At 65.9% G+C, this 18990-nt stretch carries 16 protein-coding genes; 15 read left to right on the top strand and 1 reads right to left on the bottom strand.

Annotated features, from left to right (window positions below; genetic code table 11):
• Positions 1-133: 133 nt before the first annotated feature.
• From MRUB_RS10655 to MRUB_RS10725, 15 genes are read left to right on the top strand one after another with little or no spacing between them, the layout of a single operon-like run.
• Positions 134-2461, top strand: a complete 2328-nt coding sequence (locus MRUB_RS10655) for a bifunctional salicylyl-CoA 5-hydroxylase/oxidoreductase (protein WP_013014363.1) — start codon at positions 134-136, stop codon at positions 2459-2461.
• The gene (locus MRUB_RS10660; protein ID WP_013014364.1) at positions 2458-3225 is read left to right on the top strand and encodes an SDR family NAD(P)-dependent oxidoreductase; all 768 of its coding nucleotides are present in this window, start codon (positions 2458-2460) and stop codon (positions 3223-3225) included. The genes MRUB_RS10655 and MRUB_RS10660 overlap by 4 nt, the downstream gene beginning before the upstream one ends.
• Positions 3226-3714 carry a MarR family winged helix-turn-helix transcriptional regulator gene (locus MRUB_RS10665; protein ID WP_013014365.1) on the top strand — a complete coding sequence of 163 codons (489 nt, stop codon included), beginning with the start codon at positions 3226-3228 and terminating at the stop codon, positions 3712-3714.
• Entirely contained in the window at positions 3711-4520 is an 810-nt protein-coding gene (locus MRUB_RS10670) for an enoyl-CoA hydratase family protein (protein WP_013014366.1), read from the top strand. The genes MRUB_RS10665 and MRUB_RS10670 overlap by 4 nt, the downstream gene beginning before the upstream one ends.
• The gene (locus tag MRUB_RS10675; protein ID WP_013014367.1) at positions 4520-5734 is read left to right on the top strand and encodes an acyl-CoA dehydrogenase family protein; all 1215 of its coding nucleotides are present in this window, start codon (positions 4520-4522) and stop codon (positions 5732-5734) included. The genes MRUB_RS10670 and MRUB_RS10675 overlap by 1 nt, the downstream gene beginning before the upstream one ends.
• On the top strand, positions 5712-7331 hold the full coding sequence (locus tag MRUB_RS10680; protein ID WP_013014368.1) for an AMP-binding protein: 1620 nt from the start codon (positions 5712-5714) through the stop codon (positions 7329-7331). Before MRUB_RS10675 ends, MRUB_RS10680 begins: the two co-directional genes overlap by 23 nt.
• Before the next feature lie 2 nt (positions 7332-7333).
• Positions 7334-7747 carry a RidA family protein gene (locus MRUB_RS10685; protein WP_013014369.1) on the top strand — a complete coding sequence of 138 codons (414 nt, stop codon included), beginning with the start codon at positions 7334-7336 and terminating at the stop codon, positions 7745-7747.
• An 8-nt stretch (positions 7748-7755) separates the two neighbouring features.
• A complete protein-coding gene (gene kynU, locus MRUB_RS10690) occupies positions 7756-8985 on the top strand; it encodes a kynureninase (protein WP_013014370.1) in 1230 nt (409 codons plus the stop codon).
• Positions 8985-9812 carry a tryptophan 2,3-dioxygenase gene (gene kynA, locus MRUB_RS10695; protein ID WP_013014371.1) on the top strand — a complete coding sequence of 276 codons (828 nt, stop codon included), beginning with the start codon at positions 8985-8987 and terminating at the stop codon, positions 9810-9812. Before kynU ends, kynA begins: the two co-directional genes overlap by 1 nt.
• Positions 9813-9836: 24 nt before the next feature.
• Complete coding sequence (locus MRUB_RS10700) at positions 9837-11006, top strand: ABC transporter substrate-binding protein (protein ID WP_013014372.1); 1170 nt, start codon at positions 9837-9839, stop codon at positions 11004-11006.
• 16 nt (positions 11007-11022) lie between these two features.
• Complete coding sequence (locus tag MRUB_RS10705; RefSeq protein ID WP_013014373.1) at positions 11023-11943, top strand: branched-chain amino acid ABC transporter permease; 921 nt, start codon at positions 11023-11025, stop codon at positions 11941-11943.
• An 11-nt stretch (positions 11944-11954) separates the two neighbouring features.
• Positions 11955-12869 carry a branched-chain amino acid ABC transporter permease gene (locus tag MRUB_RS10710; protein WP_013014374.1) on the top strand — a complete coding sequence of 305 codons (915 nt, stop codon included), beginning with the start codon at positions 11955-11957 and terminating at the stop codon, positions 12867-12869.
• Positions 12866-13618, top strand: a complete 753-nt coding sequence (locus tag MRUB_RS10715; RefSeq protein WP_013014375.1) for an ABC transporter ATP-binding protein — start codon at positions 12866-12868, stop codon at positions 13616-13618. The genes MRUB_RS10710 and MRUB_RS10715 overlap by 4 nt, the downstream gene beginning before the upstream one ends.
• A complete protein-coding gene (locus MRUB_RS10720) occupies positions 13615-14325 on the top strand; it encodes an ABC transporter ATP-binding protein (protein ID WP_013014376.1) in 711 nt (236 codons plus the stop codon). Before MRUB_RS10715 ends, MRUB_RS10720 begins: the two co-directional genes overlap by 4 nt.
• Positions 14326-14340: 15 nt before the next feature.
• Positions 14341-15141: an alpha/beta hydrolase gene (locus tag MRUB_RS10725; RefSeq protein ID WP_013014377.1), complete on the top strand. Its 801-nt coding sequence runs from the start codon at positions 14341-14343 to the stop codon at positions 15139-15141.
• 13 nt (positions 15142-15154) lie between these two features.
• Here MRUB_RS10725 and dnaE read toward each other — a convergent pair whose 3' ends face one another.
• Positions 15155-18928, bottom strand: coding sequence for a DNA polymerase III subunit alpha (dnaE, locus tag MRUB_RS10730; RefSeq protein ID WP_013014378.1), 3774 nt, complete (start codon positions 18926-18928; stop codon positions 15155-15157).
• Between the last annotated feature and the right edge of the window lie 62 nt (positions 18929-18990).

Genomic DNA, 18990 nt, shown 5'->3' on the forward strand with positions numbered 1-18990 from the left:
TATTTCCCGTTATTTGTAACCTGTCTTGCAATCTTTTATCTTATAGCTAAATATTTTAGGCTTAAAGCAAAAGCGGGGTAACCATGAAGCAGACCCGGGGAGCCAACCAGCAAGCGGCGTTAAGGAGGCGGCGGTGAGGATTGTCTGCATCGGCGGCGGGCCGGCGGGGCTCTACTTCGCCCTGCTGATGAAAAAGCAAAACCCCGCCCACCAGATCACGGTGCTCGAGCGCAACCGCCCGGACGACACCTTCGGCTGGGGGGTGGTGTTTTCCGACCAGACCTTGGGCAACCTGGAAAAGGCCGACCACCCCACCTACCTCCAGATCAGCCGGGCTTTCCACCGCTGGGACGCGCTCGAGGTGCACTTCAAGGGCCGGGTGATCCGCTCGGAGGGGCACGGCTTTATCGGCATCGGGCGCAAGAAACTGCTGAACATCCTGCAAGCGCGCTGCCGGGAGCTGGGCGTGAACCTGGTCTTCCAGACCGAGGTCACCGACGACGAGGTCATAGCCCAGGTCTACCAGGCCGATCTGGTGATCGCCTCCGACGGCATCAACAGCCGCATCCGCAAAAAGTATGAAGCTTCGTACCAGCCCGATATTGAGCTGCGCAAGTGCCGCTTCGTCTGGCTGGGCACCCACCAGCCCTTTCCGGCCTTCACCTTTGCCTTCGAGAAAACCGAGTGGGGCTGGTTTCAGGGCCACGCCTACCAGTTCGACGAGCACACCTCGACCTTCATTGTGGAGACGCCCGAAACGGTCTGGCAGAAGGCCGGCCTGGACAGGATGAGCCAGGAGGAGGGCATCGCCTTTTGCGAGCGGCTTTTTGCCAAGTACCTGGGGGGGCACCGGCTGATCTCCAATGCCGCCCATCTGCGGGGCTCGGCCATCTGGATCCGGTTTCCCCGGGTGGTCTGCCAGAACTGGGTGCACTGGAACGGCCCGGTGCCGGTGGTGCTGATGGGCGACGCCGCACACAGCGCGCACTTTTCCATTGGCAGCGGCACCAAGCTGGCCCTCGAGGACGCCATCGAGCTAGCCCGCACCTTCGAGCGGCTAGGCGATACACCGGCGCACCTGCCCGAGGTGCTCGAGGCCTACCAGAAAGTGCGGCAGGTGGAGGTGCTCAAACTTCAAAACGCCGCGCGCAACTCCACCGAGTGGTTCGAGAACGTGGAGCGCTACAGCCACTTCGAGGCCGAGCAGTTTGCCTATAGCCTCCTGACCCGCTCCCAGCGCATCTCGCACGAGAACCTGCGCCTGCGCGACCGGCGGTACCTCGAGGGCTACGAGCGCTGGCTGGCGCAGAAATCCGGCCTGCCCCCCAGGCCCATCCCGCCCATGTTCACCCCCTTCCGGCTGCGGGGCCTGACCCTCAAGAACCGGGTGGTGGTCTCGCCCATGGCTATGTACTCGGCCCAGGACGGGCTGGTCAACGACTTCCACCTGGTGCACCTGGGGGCCAGGGCCCTGGGCGGGGCGGCGATGGTCTTTACCGAGATGACCGCCCCTTCCCCCGACGGGCGCATCACGCCGGGCTGCGCGGGGCTCTACAGCGAGGCCCACATGCGGGCTTACAAGCGCATCGTGGATTTTGTGCACCAGCACACCGATGCCAAGATTGCCCTGCAGCTCGGGCACGCCGGGCCCAAAGGCTCGACCCAGGTGGGTTGGGAGGCCCAGGACGAACCCCTGCCCGAGGGCAACTGGCCGCTCATCGCTCCCTCCCCCATCCCCTACGGCCCCCACAACCAGATCCCCCGCACGATGACCCGTGAGGATATGGAGCGGGTCAAGGCCGAGTTTGTGCGGGCCGCCCAGTGGGGGGTGGAGGCCGGCTTCGACTGGCTCGAGCTGCACTGCGCCCATGGCTACCTGCTCTCGGCCTTCATCTGCCCCCTCACCAACCAGCGCACCGACGAGTACGGCGGCAGCCTGGAGAACCGCTGCCGGTACCCCCTCGAGGTCTTCCGGGCCTTGCGCGCAGTCTGGCCGGAGCACCTGCCGATCTCGGTGCGCATCTCCGCCCACGACTGGGCCCCCGGCGGCAACACCCCCGACGACGCGGTGGAGATCGCCCGATTGTTCAAGGAGGCCGGGTGCGACCTGATTGACGTCTCCTCGGGGCAGACCACCCGCCAGGCCCGGCCGGTGTACGGGCGCATGTACCAGACCCCCTTCGCCGACCGCATCCGCAACGAGGTGGGCATCGCCACCATGGCGGTCGGGGCCATCTACGAGGCCGACCACGTGAACTCGATTATCGCCGCCGGGCGGGCCGACCTGTGCGCCATCGCCCGGCCTCACCTGGCCGACCCCCACTGGACGCTGAACCAGGCCGCGCGGCTTGGCTACACCGAGATAAGCTGGCCCAAGCAGTACCTATCCGGCAAAGCCCAGCTCGAGCGCAACCTGGCCCGGGCCTCGCTCGAGCGGGCCGAGGAGCTGGCCATCCGATGAAACCACTGGCAGGCAAGCACGCAGTTGTAACCGGCGGGGGGCGCGGCATCGGGGCTGCCATTGCAACGGCGCTGGCCGGTGCGGGGGTCCGCCTCACCCTGCTGGGGCGTAGCCGGGCACAGCTGGAGGCCCAGGCCCGCAAACTGGCAACGGAAGTTCACGTGGAAACCTGCGACGTGACCGACCCCGCCCAGGTGCAGCAGGCCTTCGAGGGCGCGTCCCACGCCCTGGGGAAAGTAGACATCCTGGTCAACAACGCCGGCCAGGCCGAGAGCCGGCCCTTCGGCAAAACCGACCTGAGGCTGTGGAGAACCATGCTCGAAGTGAACCTCACCGGAACCTTTCTGTGCACCCAGGCGGCCCTGCCGGGCATGCTGGCCGCGGGCTGGGGGCGCATCGTCAACATCGCCAGCACCGCCGGGCTCAGGGGCTACCCCTACGTGAGCGCCTACTGCGCGGCCAAGCACGGGGTGATCGGCCTGACCCGCGCGCTGGCGTTGGAGCTGGCCCGGAAGAACATCACCGTGAATGCGGTCTGCCCCGGCTTCACCCAGACCGAGCTGCTCGAGGCCAGCCTTGCCGCCATCGTGCAGAAGACCGGGCGCAGCCCCACCGAGGCCCGGGCCGAACTGGTGCGGCACAACCCCCAGGGCCGCCTGGTCGAGCCCGAAGAGGTGGCCCAGGCCGTGCTGTGGCTGTGCATGCCCGGGTCGGCAGCCCTGACCGGCCAGGCCATCGCGGTGGCGGGCGGGGAGGTGATGTAGATGCCGGCGGTCAAGCCCGACCTCGAGACCCGCCTGGCCGAAGACCACCACCAGGCCATCAAGCTGTGGCTGCGTCTGCTCACCTGCACCAACCTGATCACCGGGCAGATTCGCACCCGGCTGCGGGAACACTTCCAGACCACCCTGCCCCGCTTCGACCTGCTGGCCCAGCTCGAGCGCCACCCCGAGGGCCTCAAGATGAGCGAGCTGTCCAAGCGCATGATGGTGACCACCGGCAACGTCACCGGGATTACCGACCAGCTCGAGGCCGAGGGCCTGGTGCGGCGTGAGCCCGACCCCCAGGATCGGCGGGCTTTCACGGTCAAGCTCACCCCTCTGGGCCGCCAGGTGTTCGCCCGGATGGCCCAGGAGCACGAAGGCTGGGTGATCGAGCTTTTTGAAGGGCTCTCCAGCAGCGAAAAAGAACAGATGTACACGCTTTTGGGCAAACTCAAAACCCACCTCAACGGAAAGGAGGCCCGCCGGTGAAACTGGCAAGCTACCAGGCCCAGCATTTTTTGTGGCAGCTCGAGGAGGCCGTCGCCACCATCACCCTCAACCGCCCCGAGCGCAAAAACCCCCTCACCTTCGAGTCCTACGCCGAGCTGCGCGACCTTTTCCGGGCCTTGCAGTACGCCGAGGATGTGCGGGCGGTGGTGCTCTGCGGGGCCGGGGGCAACTTCTGCTCGGGCGGCGATGTGCACGAGATCATCGGCCCCCTGACCCAGATGCCCATGCCCCGGCTGCTGGCCTTTACCCGCATGACCGGCGACCTGGTCAAGGCCATGCGGGCCTGCCCCCAGCCCATCGTGAGCGCGGTGGATGGGGTGTGCGCCGGGGCCGGGGCCATCCTGGCTATGGCCTCGGATATCCGCTTCGGCACGCCCCAGAGCAAGACCGCCTTTCTATTCAACCGGGTCGGGCTGGCCGGCTGCGATATGGGGGCCTGCGCCATGCTGCCGCGGATTATCGGGCAGGGCCGGGCCGCCGAGCTGCTCTACACGGGCCGGGTGATGATGGGCGAGGAAGGGCTGGCCTGGGGCTTTTTCAACCGGCTGTGCGAGCCCCAGGAGCTGCTCGAGGAGGCCCGCAAGTTTGCCCGAATGCTGGCCCAGGGCCCCACCTTTGCCCACGCCATGACCAAAAAGATGCTGCACCAGGAGTGGAGCATGGGCCTCGACGAAGCCATCGAGGCCGAGGCCCAGGCCCAGGCCCTCTGCATGGCTACCCAGGACTTCCAGCGGGCCTACCGGGCTTTTGTGGCGAAAAAGAAGCCTGTTTTCGAGGGGGACTGATGCGGGATCAAGCCTACCTGGACTGGCCCTTCTTTGAGCCCCGGCACCGCGAGCTGGCGCGCGACCTGGAAGCCTGGGCTAAGCATCACCTCGCCGCGCACCCCACGCAAGACACCGACCAGGCCTGCCGCCGGCTCGTCCGGCTGCTGGGCGCGGGGGGCTGGACGCGCTACGCGGTGGGGGGCCAGGCCTATGGGGGGGTGCACGAGCAGATAGACACCCGCGCCGTCTGCCTCATCCGCGAGACCCTGGCCTACCACCAGGGCCTGGCCGACTTCGCCTTCGCCATGCAGGGCCTGGGCTCGGGGGCCATCACCCTGCACGGCAGCCCCGAACAGAAAGCCCGCTACCTGGGCCCGGTAGCCAGGGGCGAGTCCATTGCGGCCTTTGCGCTCTCCGAGCCGGAGGCGGGTTCGGATGTGGGGGCCCTCTGCACCGAGGCGCGGGCCGAGGGCGGGGACTACATCCTGAACGGGCAGAAGACCTGGATCTCCAACGGGGGCATCGCCGATTTTTACGTGGTTTTTGCCCGCGCGCCGGGCAGCCAGGGGGCCAAGGGCATCTCGGCCTTTGTGGTAGAGGCCGGTACGCCGGGGCTCGAGGTCGCCGAGCGCCTCGAGGTCATCGCCCCCCACCCGCTGGCAAGGCTAAGGTTTGAGCACTGCCGAATTCCGGCCCGCCAGCGCCTGGGCGAGGAAGGCCAGGGCTTCAAAATCGCCATGCAGACCCTGGACATCTTCCGCACCTCGGTGGCCGCCGCCGCGCTGGGCTTTGCCCGGCGGGCGCTGGACGAGGCGCTTTTTCGCGCCACCACAAGGCCCCTGTTCGGCCAGACCCTGGCCGACTTCCAGCTCACCCAGGCCCGCCTGGCCGATATGGCCGTGAAGATTGACGCCGCCGCCCTGCTCACCTACCGCGCGGCCTGGCTGCGCGACCAGGGCCAGCGGGTTACCCAGGAGGCCGCCATGGCTAAGCTTACCGCCACCGAGTACGCCCAGCAGGTGATAGACGGGGCCGTGCAGCTATGGGGCGGGCTGGGCGTGACCCGTGGGCAGGTGGTGGAGTCGCTTTACCGCGAAATTCGCGCCCTGCGCATCTACGAAGGGGCCAGCGAAGTGCAGCAGCTCATCATCGCCAGAGAGCTGCTCAAACGCTACAAGGAAACCCAGACCGCGAAAGGAGGCACCGGAGATGGGGTACAGCGCCCACATTGACACCTTTGCCCGCGACCATCTACCCCCCAGATCGGAGTGGCCGGAGCTGGTCTTCAGCCTGCCCGAACTCCAGTATCCCGAGCGGCTCAACTGCGCCAGCGAGCTGCTCGACCGGATGGCGGCCCGGCACCCCGAACGCCTTTGCCTGCAAGGTGCAGGCCTCCGCTGGAGCTACGCCGAGCTGCTCGAGCAGGCCAACCGCATCGCCCATGTGCTGACCCAGGATATGGGCCTGGTGCCCGGCAACCGGGTGCTGCTGCGCGCCCCCAACCACCCCATGCTGGTGGCGGCCTGGTTTGCGGTGATGAAAACCGGGGGCATTGCGGTCACCACCATGCCCTTGCTGCGGGCCAAGGAGCTTACCGAAGTAGTGAACAAGGCCCAGATATCGCATGCCCTGTGCGACGGGCGGCTGCGGGAGGAGCTCGAGCACGCGCGATCCAACTGCCCCACCCTGCAACAGGTGGTCTACTGGGGCGAAGGGGGCAGCCTGGAGGCCCGGATGGCCCATAAACCCACGCACTTCGCCAACGTAGAGACGGCCAGTGACGACACCTGCCTGATCGCCTTCACCTCCGGCACCACCGGCCAGCCCAAGGGCTGTATGCACTTCCACCGCGACGTGCTGGCCATCTGCGACACCTTTGGCAAGTACATCCTGCGGGCCACCCCCGACGACGTGTTCATCGGCAGCCCACCGCTGGCCTTCACCTTTGGGCTGGGGGGGCTGGTGCTTTTCCCCATGCGCATTGGGGCTTCCTCGGTCTTGCTGGAAAAAGCCAGCCCCGATCTTCTGCTCCCGGCTATCGCCGAGTACCGGGCCAGCGTGGTCTTCACCTCCCCCACCGCCTACCGGGCCATGGCCGCCCAGGCCCAAAAGTTCGACCTCACCTCGCTGCGCAAGTGCGTTTCGGCCGGGGAGCCCCTGCCGGCCTCCACCCGTAAGCTCTGGAAAGAGGCCACCGGCATTGAGCTCATCGACGGCATCGGGGCCACCGAGATGCTGCACATCTTCATCTCCCACACCGAGGAAGAGGCCAGGCCGGGGGCCACCGGCAAACCCGTGCCGGGCTACCAGGCCTGCGTGCTGGACGAGGCAGGCCAGCCGCTTCCCCCAGGGCGGGTGGGCCGCCTGGCGGTGAAGGGCCCCACCGGCTGCCGCTACCTGGCCGACGAGCGCCAGCGCAACTACGTACAGCACGGCTGGAACATCACCGGGGATGCCTACCTGGTGGACGAGGAGGGCTACTTCGTCTACCAGGCCCGCACCGACGATATGATTGTCTCGGCGGGCTACAACATCGCCGGCCCCGAGGTGGAGGATGCCCTGCTGCTCCACCCGGCGGTGGCCGAGTGCGCGGTGGTGGGGGCCCCCGATCCCGAGCGGGGCCAGATCGTCAAGGCCTATGTGGTGCTGCGAGCCGGCGTGGAGCCTTCGGCCGCGCTGGTGAAAGAGCTGCAGGACTTCGTCAAGCAGAAAATTGCTCCTTACAAGTACCCGCGGGCCATCGAGTTCCGCGAGAGCCTGCCCCGCACCCAGACTGGTAAATTACAGCGGTATTTGCTGCGCAAGGAAGCAGAACAGAAAAGGGTATAGCCATGGAGAAGCTCGAGGATAGCTGGCAAATCCTGCAACCCCCCGGTTGGAAGCCGCCCCGGGGATACGTAAACGGCATCGCGGCCAGAGGGCGCATGGTGTTTTTGGCTGGAATGGTAGGCTGGAACCATCAGGGTGTCTTTGAGTCTGACAACTTTGTCGAACAGGCCCGCCAGGCCCTGCAAAACATTGTAGAAACCCTGGCCCAGGCAGGCGGCCGGCCCGAACACGTGGTGCGGCTCACCTGGTTTATCCTCAGCAAACAGGAGTACCTGGCCCAGCTCGACGCCCTGGGCCTGGCCTACCGCGAGGTAATGGGCCGCCACTACCCCGCCATGTCGGTGGTGGAGGTGAGGGCGCTGATCGAAGACCAGGCCAAGGTGGAGATCGAGGCCACTGCCGTGATCCCCGAGTAAGGAGAGCCATGACCTTAGCCGAGCTGCAAGCCCTCGACCGCACCGACCCCCTGGCCCCCAAGCGGGCTGAGTTCCTGCTGCCCGAAGGGGTCATCTACCTCGACGGCAACTCGCTGGGGGCCCTGCCCAAGCGGGTGGTGGCCCGCATGGAACAGGTGGTACAGGCCGAGTGGGGCCAGAGCCTGATCAAGAGCTGGAACCTGCACGGCTGGATTGACCTGCCCCAGCGGGTGGGGGCCAGGATCGCCCGGCTGATTGGGGCCGAGCCCGACGAGGTCATCGCCGCCGACTCGACCTCGGTCAACCTGTTCAAGGTGCTGCTGGCCGCCCTCGAGCTGCGCCCGGGGCGCAGGGTTATCGTTTCGGACATCGACAACTTCCCCACCGACCTCTACATCGCCCAGGGCATCGCCGAGCTTCGGGGCGGGTACGAGCTGCGCTTCGTAAAAAAAGACCAGCTCGAGGAGGCCCTCGACGAGCAGACCGCGGTGCTGATGCTGACCGAGGTGGACTACCGCACCGGCTACCTCTACGACATGGCCCGGCTCACCCGGCTGGCCCAGCAGAAAGGGGCCCTGACCATCTGGGATCTGGCCCATAGCGCGGGGGCCCTTCCGGTGCAGCTCAACCGGCACGGGGTGGATTTTGCCGTGGGTTGCGGCTACAAGTACCTCAACGGCGGCCCGGGCGCGCCGGCTTTTCTGTTCGTGGCCCGGCGACACCAGGAGGCCACCCGGCCTTTCCTGACCGGCTGGATGGGGCACCAGGCTCCCTTCGCTTTTGTACCCGAGTACCTGCCCGCCCTGGATATCCGGCGCCTGACGGTGGGGACGCCCGGCGTGCTCTCGATGAGCGCGTTGGAAGCGGCGCTCGAGGTCTTCGAGGGCGTGGAGATGGAGCAGGTGCGGCAAAAGTCGCTACAGCTCACCGACCTCTTCATCGAGCTGATGGAGCCGCTGGCCGCCCGTTATGGCTTCCAGCTCGCCACACCGCGTGAACACCACCGCCGGGGCAGCCAGGTGGCCTACCGGCACCCCGAGGGCTACGCGATTATGCAGGCCCTGATCAGCCAGGGGGTGGTCGGCGACTTCCGCGCCCCCGACATCCTACGCTTTGGCTTCACCCCGCTGTACCTGCGCTATGAGGACGTCTACCACGCAGTACAGCGGCTGGAACAGGTTATGCAAAGCGGGCTCTGGCAAGAAGCGCGCTTCCAGGAAAGGGCCAAGGTGACCTGATGAAAGACCCCACCTATCAAACCGCCCACACCGACTTCCGCCACGACCTCTCCTATGGCGACTACCTGCGCCTGGATGAAATTCTGGCGGCGCAGCAGCCCCTTACCGAGGCCCACGACGAGATGCTCTTCATCGTGATCCACCAGGTACAGGAACTGTGGATGAAGCTGATCATCCACGAGCTGCAAAGCGCCATGGGCCTCTTGGCACAGGGAATTATTGACCCCGCCCTCAAGATGCTGACCCGGGTCTGCCGCGCCCAGGAGCAGATGAGCTCGAGCTGGGAGGTGCTCAAGACCATGACCCCCGCCGACTACCTCGAGTTCCGCTCGGCCTTTGGCCGGGCCTCGGGGTTTCAGTCGTACCAGTACCGCCTGATCGAGTTCCTGCTGGGCAACAAAGAACCCTTCATGATGAAGCCCCACCAGCACAAACCTGCGCAGTACCGGCAACTGGAAGAGGCCCTGAGGGCCCCCAGCCTCTACGACCTGGCCTTGCGCCTGGTGGCGGCTCGAGGCCTGGCAATTCCCGCCGAGGTGCTGGAACGCGACTACAGCCAGCCTTACCAGCCCAGCGAGGCCGTCCGCGATGCCTGGCTGCAAATCTACCGCCAGACCGCCCTCTACTGGGACTTGTACTACCTGGCCGAAAAACTGCTGGATGTGGAGGACAACTTCCGCCGCTGGCGCTTTAATCACCTGACCACCGTCGAGCGGGTGATTGGTTACAAACAGGGCACGGGGGGCACAGCGGGCGTGCCCTACCTCAAGCGGGCACTGGAAATCGTACTCTTCCCTGAGCTATGGCAGGTGCGCACCGCGCTCTAGCTCGAGCGCAGGAAAGGAGGAAGGATGAAAAAAGCAGTTTGGCTGATGGTTTTCCTGGGGTTGATAGGTTTTTCTCTCGCGCTGGCCCAGCCGCGCACGGTCAAGGTCGGCTTCGTGAGCACCCTCTCGGGCGGTGGGGCGGCCCTGGGGATTGACGTTCGCGACGGCTTCAACCTGGCCCTGCGCCACCTCAACAACCAGCTCGGGGGCCTGCCGGTCGAGGTTATCGTGGCCGACGACCAGCAGAACCCCGACGTGGCCCGCCAGGCCGTGGATCGCATGCTCAAGCGCGACCGGGTCGACTTCCTCACCGGCATCATCTTTTCCAACATCCTGCTCGCAGTAGGCGACGCCATCTTCGAGGAAAAGGTCTTCTACATAAGCCCCAACGCCGGCCCCTCGGAGTACGCCGGGGAGCAGTGCAACCCCTACTTTGTGAACGTGGCCTGGCAAAACGACAACCTGCACGAGGCCATGGGCCAGTACGTGCAGACCCGCCGCTTCGAGAACGTCTTCCTGCTGGCCCCCAACTACCCCGCCGGGCGCGACGCCCTGACCGGCTTCAAGCGCTACTTCAAGGGCCGGGTGGTGGCCGAGGTTTACCACCGGCTCAACCAGCTCGACTTCTCGGCGGAGATCGCGCAGATTCGCGCTGCACGCCCCAAAGCCGTGTATGCTTTCGAGCCGGGGGCCATGGGCGTCAACTTCATCAAGCAGTACGCCGAGGCCGGACTGCTGCGGGAAATTCCCCTCTTCCTGCCGGGCTTCTCGGCCGATGCCGATGTCATCCGGGCGGTGGGCCGGGGCATGGTGGGCATCTACAACAGCTCGCAGTGGACCCTGGAACTCAACAACCCCATCAACCAGCGGTTCGTGGAGGACTTCCGCAAAACCTATAACCGCACCCCCACCCTCTACGCCTCGCAGGGCTACGACGCGGCCCTCCTGCTGGATGCCGCCATCAAGGCTGTGGGGGGCGACCTGAGCAAGAAAGACGAGCTGCGCAAGGCCATGCTGGCCGGCTTCAACAGCACCCGCGGCCCGCTGCGTTTCAGCCCCAACGGCTACCCCATCCAGAACTACTACCTGCGCCAGGTAATCCAGCAGCCGGGCGGGGAGATCGTGAACCGTCAGGTGGGCACCATCTTCACCAACCACCGCGATGCCTACGTGGACAGGTGCAAGCTAAGGTAGATCAAAGGCCCGACCTATGCCGCCCTCGCTGTTCATCGAGCAAGTGCTCAACGGCTTCCAGTTCGGCCTGATGCTCTTTTTGCTGGCCGCTGGCCTGACCCTGGTTCTGGGCATCATGGACACCATCAACCTGGCCCACGGCTCGCTGTACATGATCGGGGCCTACCTGACCGCCACCCTGGTGGGGGTCACCGGCAGCTTCTGGCTGGCCGTGCTGGGCGCTGTGCTAGGCACGGCCCTGATCGGGATGCTGCTCGAGCTTAGCGTGCTGCGCCAGCTCTACCGGCGCGACCACCTTTCCCAGGTGCTGGCCACCTTCGCGCTGATTCTGATCATCAACGAGGTGGTGCGGATGATCTGGGGCTCCCAGCCCCTGCTGCTCTCGGCCCCGGAGGCGCTTTCGGGGCCGGTGGAGATTCTTCCCGGCCTGTACTACCCGGCCTTCCGGCTGGTAATTATCGGGGTGGGGCTGCTGGTGGCGCTGCTTTTGTTCTGGCTGGTAAACCGCACCCGGGTGGGTATGTGGCTGCGGGCCGGGGCCTCCAACCGCGAGATGGCCCAGGCCATGGGCGTCCCCATCAAGCCCCTCTTTACCCTGCTGTTTGGGGTGGGGGCCGGGCTCTGTGCCATTGCGGGGGCCTTTTTAGGGCCCATTCTGGCGGTGCAGATCGGGATGGGCGAGAGCATCCTGATTCTGGCCTTTGTGGTGATTGTGATTGGCGGCATCGGCTCTATTAAGGGGGCCCTGGTGGGGGCGTTGCTGGTGGGCCTGGTGGACACCGCTGGCCGGGCCTTCCTGCCGCTTTTGCTCTCGCGGGTGGCCCCGCCGGAGGTGGCTTCCAACCTGGGGCCGGCCCTGGCCTCAATTCTGATTTATCTGCTGATGGCGGTGGTTCTGTTCTTCAGGCCGCAGGGGCTCTTCCCGGCCCGCACCTAGGGGTAGTGGTGATGCGCTGGATTTTCCCGACTGTCCTGCTGGGCCTGCTGCTGGCCTTCCCCCCCATTGCGGCGGCGATGGGCCTCGAGTTCTACCAGGGCCTCCTGACCAAAATTATGATTTTCGCCCTGGCCGCCAGCAGCCTCAACCTGATTCTGGGCTACGGCGGCATGGTGAGCTTCGGGCATGCCGCCTACTTTGGGCTGGGGGCCTACACGGTGGCTATCCTGATGCGCGAAGGGGTAACCTCGGGCTGGGTCATCTGGGCGGTGGCGGTGGGGCTCAGCGCGCTCCTGGCCCTGCTGATTGGGGCCATCAGCCTCCGGACGCGGGGCATCTACTTCATCATGATTACCCTGGCCTTCGCCCAGATGATCTACTACCTGGTGGTCTCCTTCAAGCAGTACGGCGGCGAGGACGGCCTCCGGGCCCGGCGGCCCGAGTTTGGCCTGTTCGAGCTGAACGACACCACCCTGTACTACCTGACCCTGGGGGTGCTGCTGGCCGCGCTGTACCTGCTCTACCGGCTGGTGCACTCGAGGTTCGGGCGGGTCTTGCAGGCCATCCGGGAGAACGAGGCCCGCGCGCTGGCCCTGGGCTACCCGGTCTTCCACTTTCAACTGGTGGCCTTTGTGCTGGCCGGGGCCCTGGCCGGGCTGGCCGGGGTGCTGATGGCCCACTACACCCAGTACGCCTCGCCCAACCTGCTGGCCTGGCAGCAGTCGGGCCACCTGATGATGATGGTGATTCTGGGCGGGGTGGGCCAGTTCTGGGGCGGGGTGCTGGGGGCGCTGGTGCTTTCTCTGGTGGAGGAGATTCTGCAAGACCTGACCATCCACTGGCAGCTTGGGGTGGGCCTGATTCTGCTCTTCATCGTGCTTTTTGCCCCCAAGGGCCTGGCCGGGCTGATGCGGAGGGGATCGTGAGTCTGCTGGTGCTCGAGGGCCTCAGCAAGCAGTTCGGCGGCCTGGCCGCGGTGAACAACTGCAACCTGTGCATCGAAGCGGGTGAAATCCATGCCCTCATCGGCCCCAACGGGGCCGGCAAGACCACCCTGATCAACCTGATTGCAGGGATGCTCCCACCCAGCCGGGGGCAGCTTCGCTTCCAGGGGGAAAACATCACCCACCTGCCGGCCCATCAGCGGGTGCACCGGGGCCTGGCCCGCACCTTCCAGATCACCAACCTGTTCAAAAACTACACCGTGCGCACCAACCTCGAGCTGGCCGTGCAGGCCCGCGCGGGCAGCAGCTTCCGCTTCTGGCAGCCGGTCGCACGGGAAAAGCACCTGACCGAAGCCGCCCTGGCCGTGGCCGAGCAGGTGGGGCTGGCCGGGCGCTTCGAGCGGGTGGTGGGCCAGCTCTCCCACGGCGAACAGCGCCAGCTCGAGGTGGGCCTGGCCCTGGCCTCCCGGCCCAGGCTGCTGCTCTTAGACGAGCCCATGGCCGGCCTGGGGGCCGAGGAGTCGGAGCGCATGGTGGCGCTCATCGCCCAGCTCGCACAGCACCACACCATCCTGCTGGTCGAGCACGACATGGGGGCGGTTTTCCGGCTGGCCCGGCGCATCTCGGTGCTGGTCTACGGGCAGGTCATCGCCTCGGGCAGCCCCGCGGAGATAAGGGCCAACCCCGAGGTGCACAAGGCCTACCTGGGCGACGAAGGGGGTGCAAAGTGAGCGCCTTGCTGGAAATTGAGCAGCTCGAGACCTTCTACGGCCCCAGCCAGGTGCTGTTTGGCATAAGCCTGCAGGTGGAAGAGGGCCAGGTCGCCACGCTGCTGGGCCGCAACGGCATGGGCAAAACCACCACGGTGCGTTCGATTATGGGCCTGACCCCGGCCCGCAGGGGTCGGATTCGCCTGGCCGGGCGGCCCATCGAGGCCCTGGCCCCCGAGCAGATCGCGGCTTTGGGCGTGGCCCTTGTCCCCGAGGGGCGGCAGATCTTCCCCAACCTCACGGTGGAGGAGAACCTGATCGCCTTTGCCGCCAACCGCAACCAAAGCCCCGAACCCTGGACACTGGCGCGCATCTGGACGCTTTTCCCACGCCTGAAAGAGCGCCGCAACAACCTGGGATACCAGCTTTCCGGCGGCGAGCAGCAGATGCTGGCCATTGGCCGGGCCCTGATGACCAACCCCCGGCTCCTGATTCTGGACGAGGCCACCGAGGGGCTGGCCCCCCTTTTGCGGGAGGAGATCTGGCGGGTTTTGCGACTGCTAAAGGAAAACGGCCAGACCATCCTGGTGATTGACAAGTACCTCGAGCGCCTCTTGCCCCTGGCCGACCAGCACACCATCCTGGAGCGGGGGCGGGTGGTCTGGCAGGGCGACTCCCGCGCCCTGGCCCAGCGGCCTGAGGTATGGAAGCAGTACCTTAGCGTCTAAGGAGGCGCCTTGGCTATGCCCGAACCCGCCTGGTATGAGCAGCAGTACAACCCCCGGCTCTCCGTCCCCAACTTCGCCGATTTCTTCCAGCGCTGGGCCCAGGAGGCCCAGCAGGCCCGCCAGCACCTGGAATACCAAACCCTGCCCTACGGCCCCGGCCCCAAGGAAACCCTCGATTTATTTCCCGCCCCCCACAGCCGAGCGCTGCTGGTCTTCATCCACGGCGGATACTGGCGGGCCTTCGACAAGGACGACTTCTCCTGGATCGCACCCCCGCTGGTACGGGCCGGCTTCAGCGTGGCGGTTATCAACTATGCGCTCTGCCCCAGTGTGAGCATCGCCGAAATTACCGAGCAGTGCCGCCGGGCCGTGGCCTGGCTCTACCGGGCGCACCCCCAGCCGCTGATCATCAGCGGCCACTCGGCGGGGGGGCACCTGACGGGCGAGATGTTCGCCACCCCCTGGGCCGACTACGGCCTGCCCTCCAGGGCCATCGTGGGCGGAATTTCCATCAGCGGCCTCTTCGATCTGGAACCTCTGATTCAGGTATCGTTCAACAGCGACCTGCAGCTCGATGCCGCCAGCGCCAGGGCCTGCAGCCCCGCCTACAAGCAACCAACCGTCCAGGCACCCCTGGTGCTGGCGGTGGGGGCGCTCGAGTCGGATGAGTTCCACCGCCAGAGCCGCCTGCTCAAGGAGGCCTGGCCGGCGATCTGCACAGAGGTTATCGCCCTGCCCAACTGCCATCACTTCAACGTGCTGGACGCGCTCACCGACACCAATAGCCCGCTGTGGGAGCCCTTCCTAAGGCTTTGAGCCCAGCCGCAACTCAGAACGGCACCACCGGCCCCTGGTCGGGCCCCTTCTGGTTTCTAAAGCCGTTGCCCTCGGTCGGTTTGCCATAGCCCAGCAGCATCTCGCGGTCGGGGATCAGGCGGGCCTCGAGCCAGTCCAGATCCTTCAGAACCGGCAGGGCCTCCTCGGCGGCCCGCACCTCCCGGGCCTCCACCAGCGCCCAGCCGCCCGGCCCCCGCACCTTGAGCTGCACCGGCAACGGCCCGGCCACCTCGTCGAGCCGGCTGCGCAAGTCCAGGAGTTTTTCCTCGTCGAGCAGGGCCATGTCCAGCTCGAGCTCCAGCACCTTGGGCAGGCCCTCGAGCTCGTGGTAGGGAAACACCTCCTGGGCCACCACCCGCAGGGTCTCACCCTCGCCATCGGGCTCCACCTCCACCGCCACCAGCACCGCGGCATCCTCGGCGATGCGCGGGGATATTTTGTCGTAGGCCCGGCCAAAGGCCACCACCTCCACCGCGCCGGTCTCGTCGGCCAGGGTAAAGCGCACCAGCATCCCCCCCGACTTGGTCGGCTTGCGCACAATGCCCTCCACCATACCGGCCAGCAGCAGCCGCGCACGGTTGCGGTTTCCCTTGAGTTCGGCAAAGGCCTGGGGCAGCTCCTCTATCGTGCAGCTCGCGGCCTCGCGCAGGCCCTGGTAGCGCGAGAGGGGGTGCCCGGTCACGTAAATACCCAGGGCCTCTTTCTCCATGCGAAGCTGGGTGATGGCGTCCAACTGGGGCACGGCCGGGATCACCGGCTCGAGCGACTCGCCAAACAGCCCCATCATCCCCGACTGGGCCTGTTCGCGCTCGGCCTGGGCCCACTTGAGCAGGTCGTCGAGGGCGGCCAGCATGGGGCCTCGAGGCCCAAAAGCATCGAAGGCCCCGGCCTTGATCAAGGACTCCACCACCCGCTTGTTGGCCACGGTGCCATCGAGCCGCCGCAGGAAGTCCGGCAGCGATTTGTAGGGCCCGCCCCGCTCGCGTTCCCGCAAAATGAGCTCGGTGGGGGTCTCGCCCACGTTCTTAACCGCCGAAAGCCCAAACAGCACGCTCTTTTCCAGGGCCCGGAAGCTAAAACCCGACTGGTTGATATCGGGGGGCAGCACCTCCACCCCAGCCGTGCGGGCTGCCCGGATGTACTCCGCCACCTTGTCGGAGTCGTGGCGTTCCACCGTGAGCACCGCAGCGAAGAACTCCACCGGGAAGTGGGCTTTTACATAGGCGGTCTGGTAGGTCAGGATGGCGTAGGCCGCGGCGTGGCTCTTGTTGAAGCCGTAGTTGGCGAAGGCCTCGAGCAAATCAAACAACCGGTCGGCTTCCTCGGCGGGGATGCCGTTTTTGGCGGCCCCTTCCTTAAACTGCGCCCGCTGCTTGACCATCTCCTCCATCTTCTTTTTGCCCATGGCCCTGCGCAGCAGGTCGGCCTCCCCCAGGCTGTAGCCGGCCACCGCGGTGGCAATCTGCATGATCTGCTCCTGGTAAACCGGAATCCCGTAGGTCTCCTCCAGGATGGGCCGAATGAACTTCTCGGCGTTGGGGAACTGCGGGTAGCTCACCTCCTCCCGCCCGTGGTGGCGGCGGATGTAGGTGGGGATGTTCTCCATGGGGCCGGGCCGGTACAGCGCCCCCAGGGCGATGATGTCCTGGATGCGGCGCGGCTTGAGCCCCCGCACCGCGCTGGTCATGCCGGCCGAGTCGAGCTGGAAGACCCCCTTGGTCTCCCCCCGGCCCAGCAGCTCGAAGGTTTTGGCGTCGTCGATGGGCAGGTTGTCGTAGTCGAGCTCGACCCCCTTGGACTCCTTGATGATGCGCTTGCACTCGTCCAAAAACGAGAGCGTGCGCAGACCCAGAAAGTCCATCTTGAGGAAGCCCAGGGCCTCCACCGAGCCCATGTCGTACTGGGTGACCTTGGCCCCGGTATCCCCGGCCCGCATCAGGGGGATGTAGTCGCGCAAAGGCACGTCCGAGATGACCACCCCGGCGGCGTGTACGCTGCTCTGGCGCGAGAGGCCCTCGAGCTTCTGGGCCACCTCGAGCACCCGCTTCACCAGGGGGTCTTTTTCCATCTCGGCCCGCAGGTCGGGAATGGTTTCAATTGCCTTGTCCAGCGGCATCGGCTTGCCGAAGGTCACCGGGATGAGCTTGGCCAGCTCGTCGGCTTTTTTGACCGGCAGGCCAAACACCCGCGCCGCATCCTTGATGGCCGCCTTGGAGGCCAGCGTGCCGAAGGTGCCGATCTGGGCTACCATCTCGTCGCCGTAGCGCTGGCGCACATACTCGATCACCTCGCCCCGGCGCACGTCCGAGAAGTCGGTGTCGATGTCGGGCATGGAGACCCGGGCCGGGTTGAGGAAGCGCTCGAACAGCAGGTTGTACTCCAGGGGGTCGATGTTGGTAATGCGGGTGGCATAGGTCACCAGCGAGCCCGCCGCCGAGCCGCGGCCCGGCCCCACCGAGATGCCGTTGTTCTTGGCCCAGTTGATGAAATCGCTCACGATGAGCAGGTAGCCCGGAAAGCCCATGCGCTCCACCACGGTCAGTTCGTAGATGGCGCGCGAGAGAATGGCCCAGCCATCCCACTGGATGCCTTCCCTGAGCTCGGGCAGGTGGGCCCGGGTGGCCTCGAGGTCCTCGATGCGGGCCAGCTCGAGGGCCAGCACCTCCCCATCCCCATGCGGAACCGGTCGGCCTAGCTTGCGCAGGAATTCCCGGTAGAGCTCGGGGGTCACCCGGTCGGGGTAGCGCTTGAGCAAGCCATTAAAGGTGAGTTCGCGGAAGTAGACCACCTCGGTGCGACCCTCGGGCAAAGGGTACTTGGGGATGCGGTACTGCACCTTTTTGGGCACCAGCTCCACCTCGCACATCCGCCCGATGTTCACCGAGTTGTCGAACAGCTCATCCATGCGGCTGCCCCAGAGGTTTCTTTCGTCCTCGAAGGTCTGGCGCATCTCCTGGGGGCTCTTGACGTAGAACTCGTCGCAGGGAAACTTCCAGCGGTTGGGGTCGTCCCAGGTGGCCTTGGACTGCACCGCCAGCAACACCGCGTGGGCCTCGGCGTCGTCTTTCTTGACGTAGTGTCCGTCGTTGGTAGCCACCAGGCCCAGGCCGTACTTATCGGCGAACTCCTTCAGAACCCTGTTCACCTTGTGCTGCTCGGCCAGGCCGTGGTTCTGAATTTCGATAAAGTAGCGTTCCGGGCCGAAAATCGCGAGGTACTCCTGCAGGCGTTTTTCGGCGTCTTCGAAGCGCTCCTGCAGGATGAACTGGGGAATCTCGGCCCCCAGGCAGCCCGAAAGCGCGATGATGCCGGCGTTGTGTTCGCGCAGAATCTCGCGGTCGATGCGGGGTTTGCCGTAGAAGCCCTCGAGGTAGGCCCGGCTGGCCAGGCGGGAGAGGTTCTGGTAGCCCTCCATGTTCTGCGCCAGCAGCGTGAGGTGAAAGTAACCCCCATCCAGCCCCTTGCCCTGCTTGCGGTCGAAGCGCGACTCCGCCGCCACATAGGCCTCGTAGCCGATGATCGGCTTGACCCCCAGCTCGGTGGCGTATTTGTAAAACTGCACCGCCCCAAACATGTTGCCGTGGTCGGTCATGGCCAGCATGGGCTCCTCGGGCGAGACCTGCTTGACCCATTTCAGTAGGTCTTTGAGCCGGGCCGCCCCATCCAGCAGGCTGAACTGGGTGTGCTGGTGCAGGTGGGCGAATTTACAGGTTGGACAGGCGTTGGGATCGTGCGATTGCCCGGATGAATTAAGCTCGGTCGCCATTATGCGGGCATCATAACGTAAACCGAGAACCCAATGGTGAAGTCGGGCGCGGCCAAGCGAAG

The sequence above is a fragment of the Meiothermus ruber DSM 1279 genome, from assembly GCF_000024425.1.
GTDB lineage: Bacteria > Deinococcota > Deinococci > Deinococcales > Thermaceae > Meiothermus > Meiothermus ruber.

What these genes read in the sequence shown, in the direction of transcription:
- MRUB_RS10685 (WP_013014369.1), top strand. Translation starts at nt 7,334, where the DNA reads ATGGAGAAGCTCGAGGATAGCTGGCAAATCCTGCAACCCCCCGGTTGG.
- dnaE (WP_013014378.1), bottom strand. Translation starts at nt 18,928, where the DNA reads ATGGCGACCGAGCTTAATTCATCCGGGCAATCGCACGATCCCAACGCC.
- MRUB_RS10675 (WP_013014367.1), top strand. Translation starts at nt 4,520, where the DNA reads ATGCGGGATCAAGCCTACCTGGACTGGCCCTTCTTTGAGCCCCGGCAC.
- kynU (WP_013014370.1), top strand. Translation starts at nt 7,756, where the DNA reads ATGACCTTAGCCGAGCTGCAAGCCCTCGACCGCACCGACCCCCTGGCC.
- MRUB_RS10660 (WP_013014364.1), top strand. Translation starts at nt 2,458, where the DNA reads ATGAAACCACTGGCAGGCAAGCACGCAGTTGTAACCGGCGGGGGGCGC.
- MRUB_RS10705 (WP_013014373.1), top strand. Translation starts at nt 11,023, where the DNA reads ATGCCGCCCTCGCTGTTCATCGAGCAAGTGCTCAACGGCTTCCAGTTC.
- MRUB_RS10725 (WP_013014377.1), top strand. Translation starts at nt 14,341, where the DNA reads ATGCCCGAACCCGCCTGGTATGAGCAGCAGTACAACCCCCGGCTCTCC.
- MRUB_RS10710 (WP_013014374.1), top strand. Translation starts at nt 11,955, where the DNA reads ATGCGCTGGATTTTCCCGACTGTCCTGCTGGGCCTGCTGCTGGCCTTC.
- MRUB_RS10680 (WP_013014368.1), top strand. Translation starts at nt 5,712, where the DNA reads ATGGGGTACAGCGCCCACATTGACACCTTTGCCCGCGACCATCTACCC.
- MRUB_RS10700 (WP_013014372.1), top strand. Translation starts at nt 9,837, where the DNA reads ATGAAAAAAGCAGTTTGGCTGATGGTTTTCCTGGGGTTGATAGGTTTT.
- MRUB_RS10665 (WP_013014365.1), top strand. Translation starts at nt 3,226, where the DNA reads ATGCCGGCGGTCAAGCCCGACCTCGAGACCCGCCTGGCCGAAGACCAC.
- kynA (WP_013014371.1), top strand. Translation starts at nt 8,985, where the DNA reads ATGAAAGACCCCACCTATCAAACCGCCCACACCGACTTCCGCCACGAC.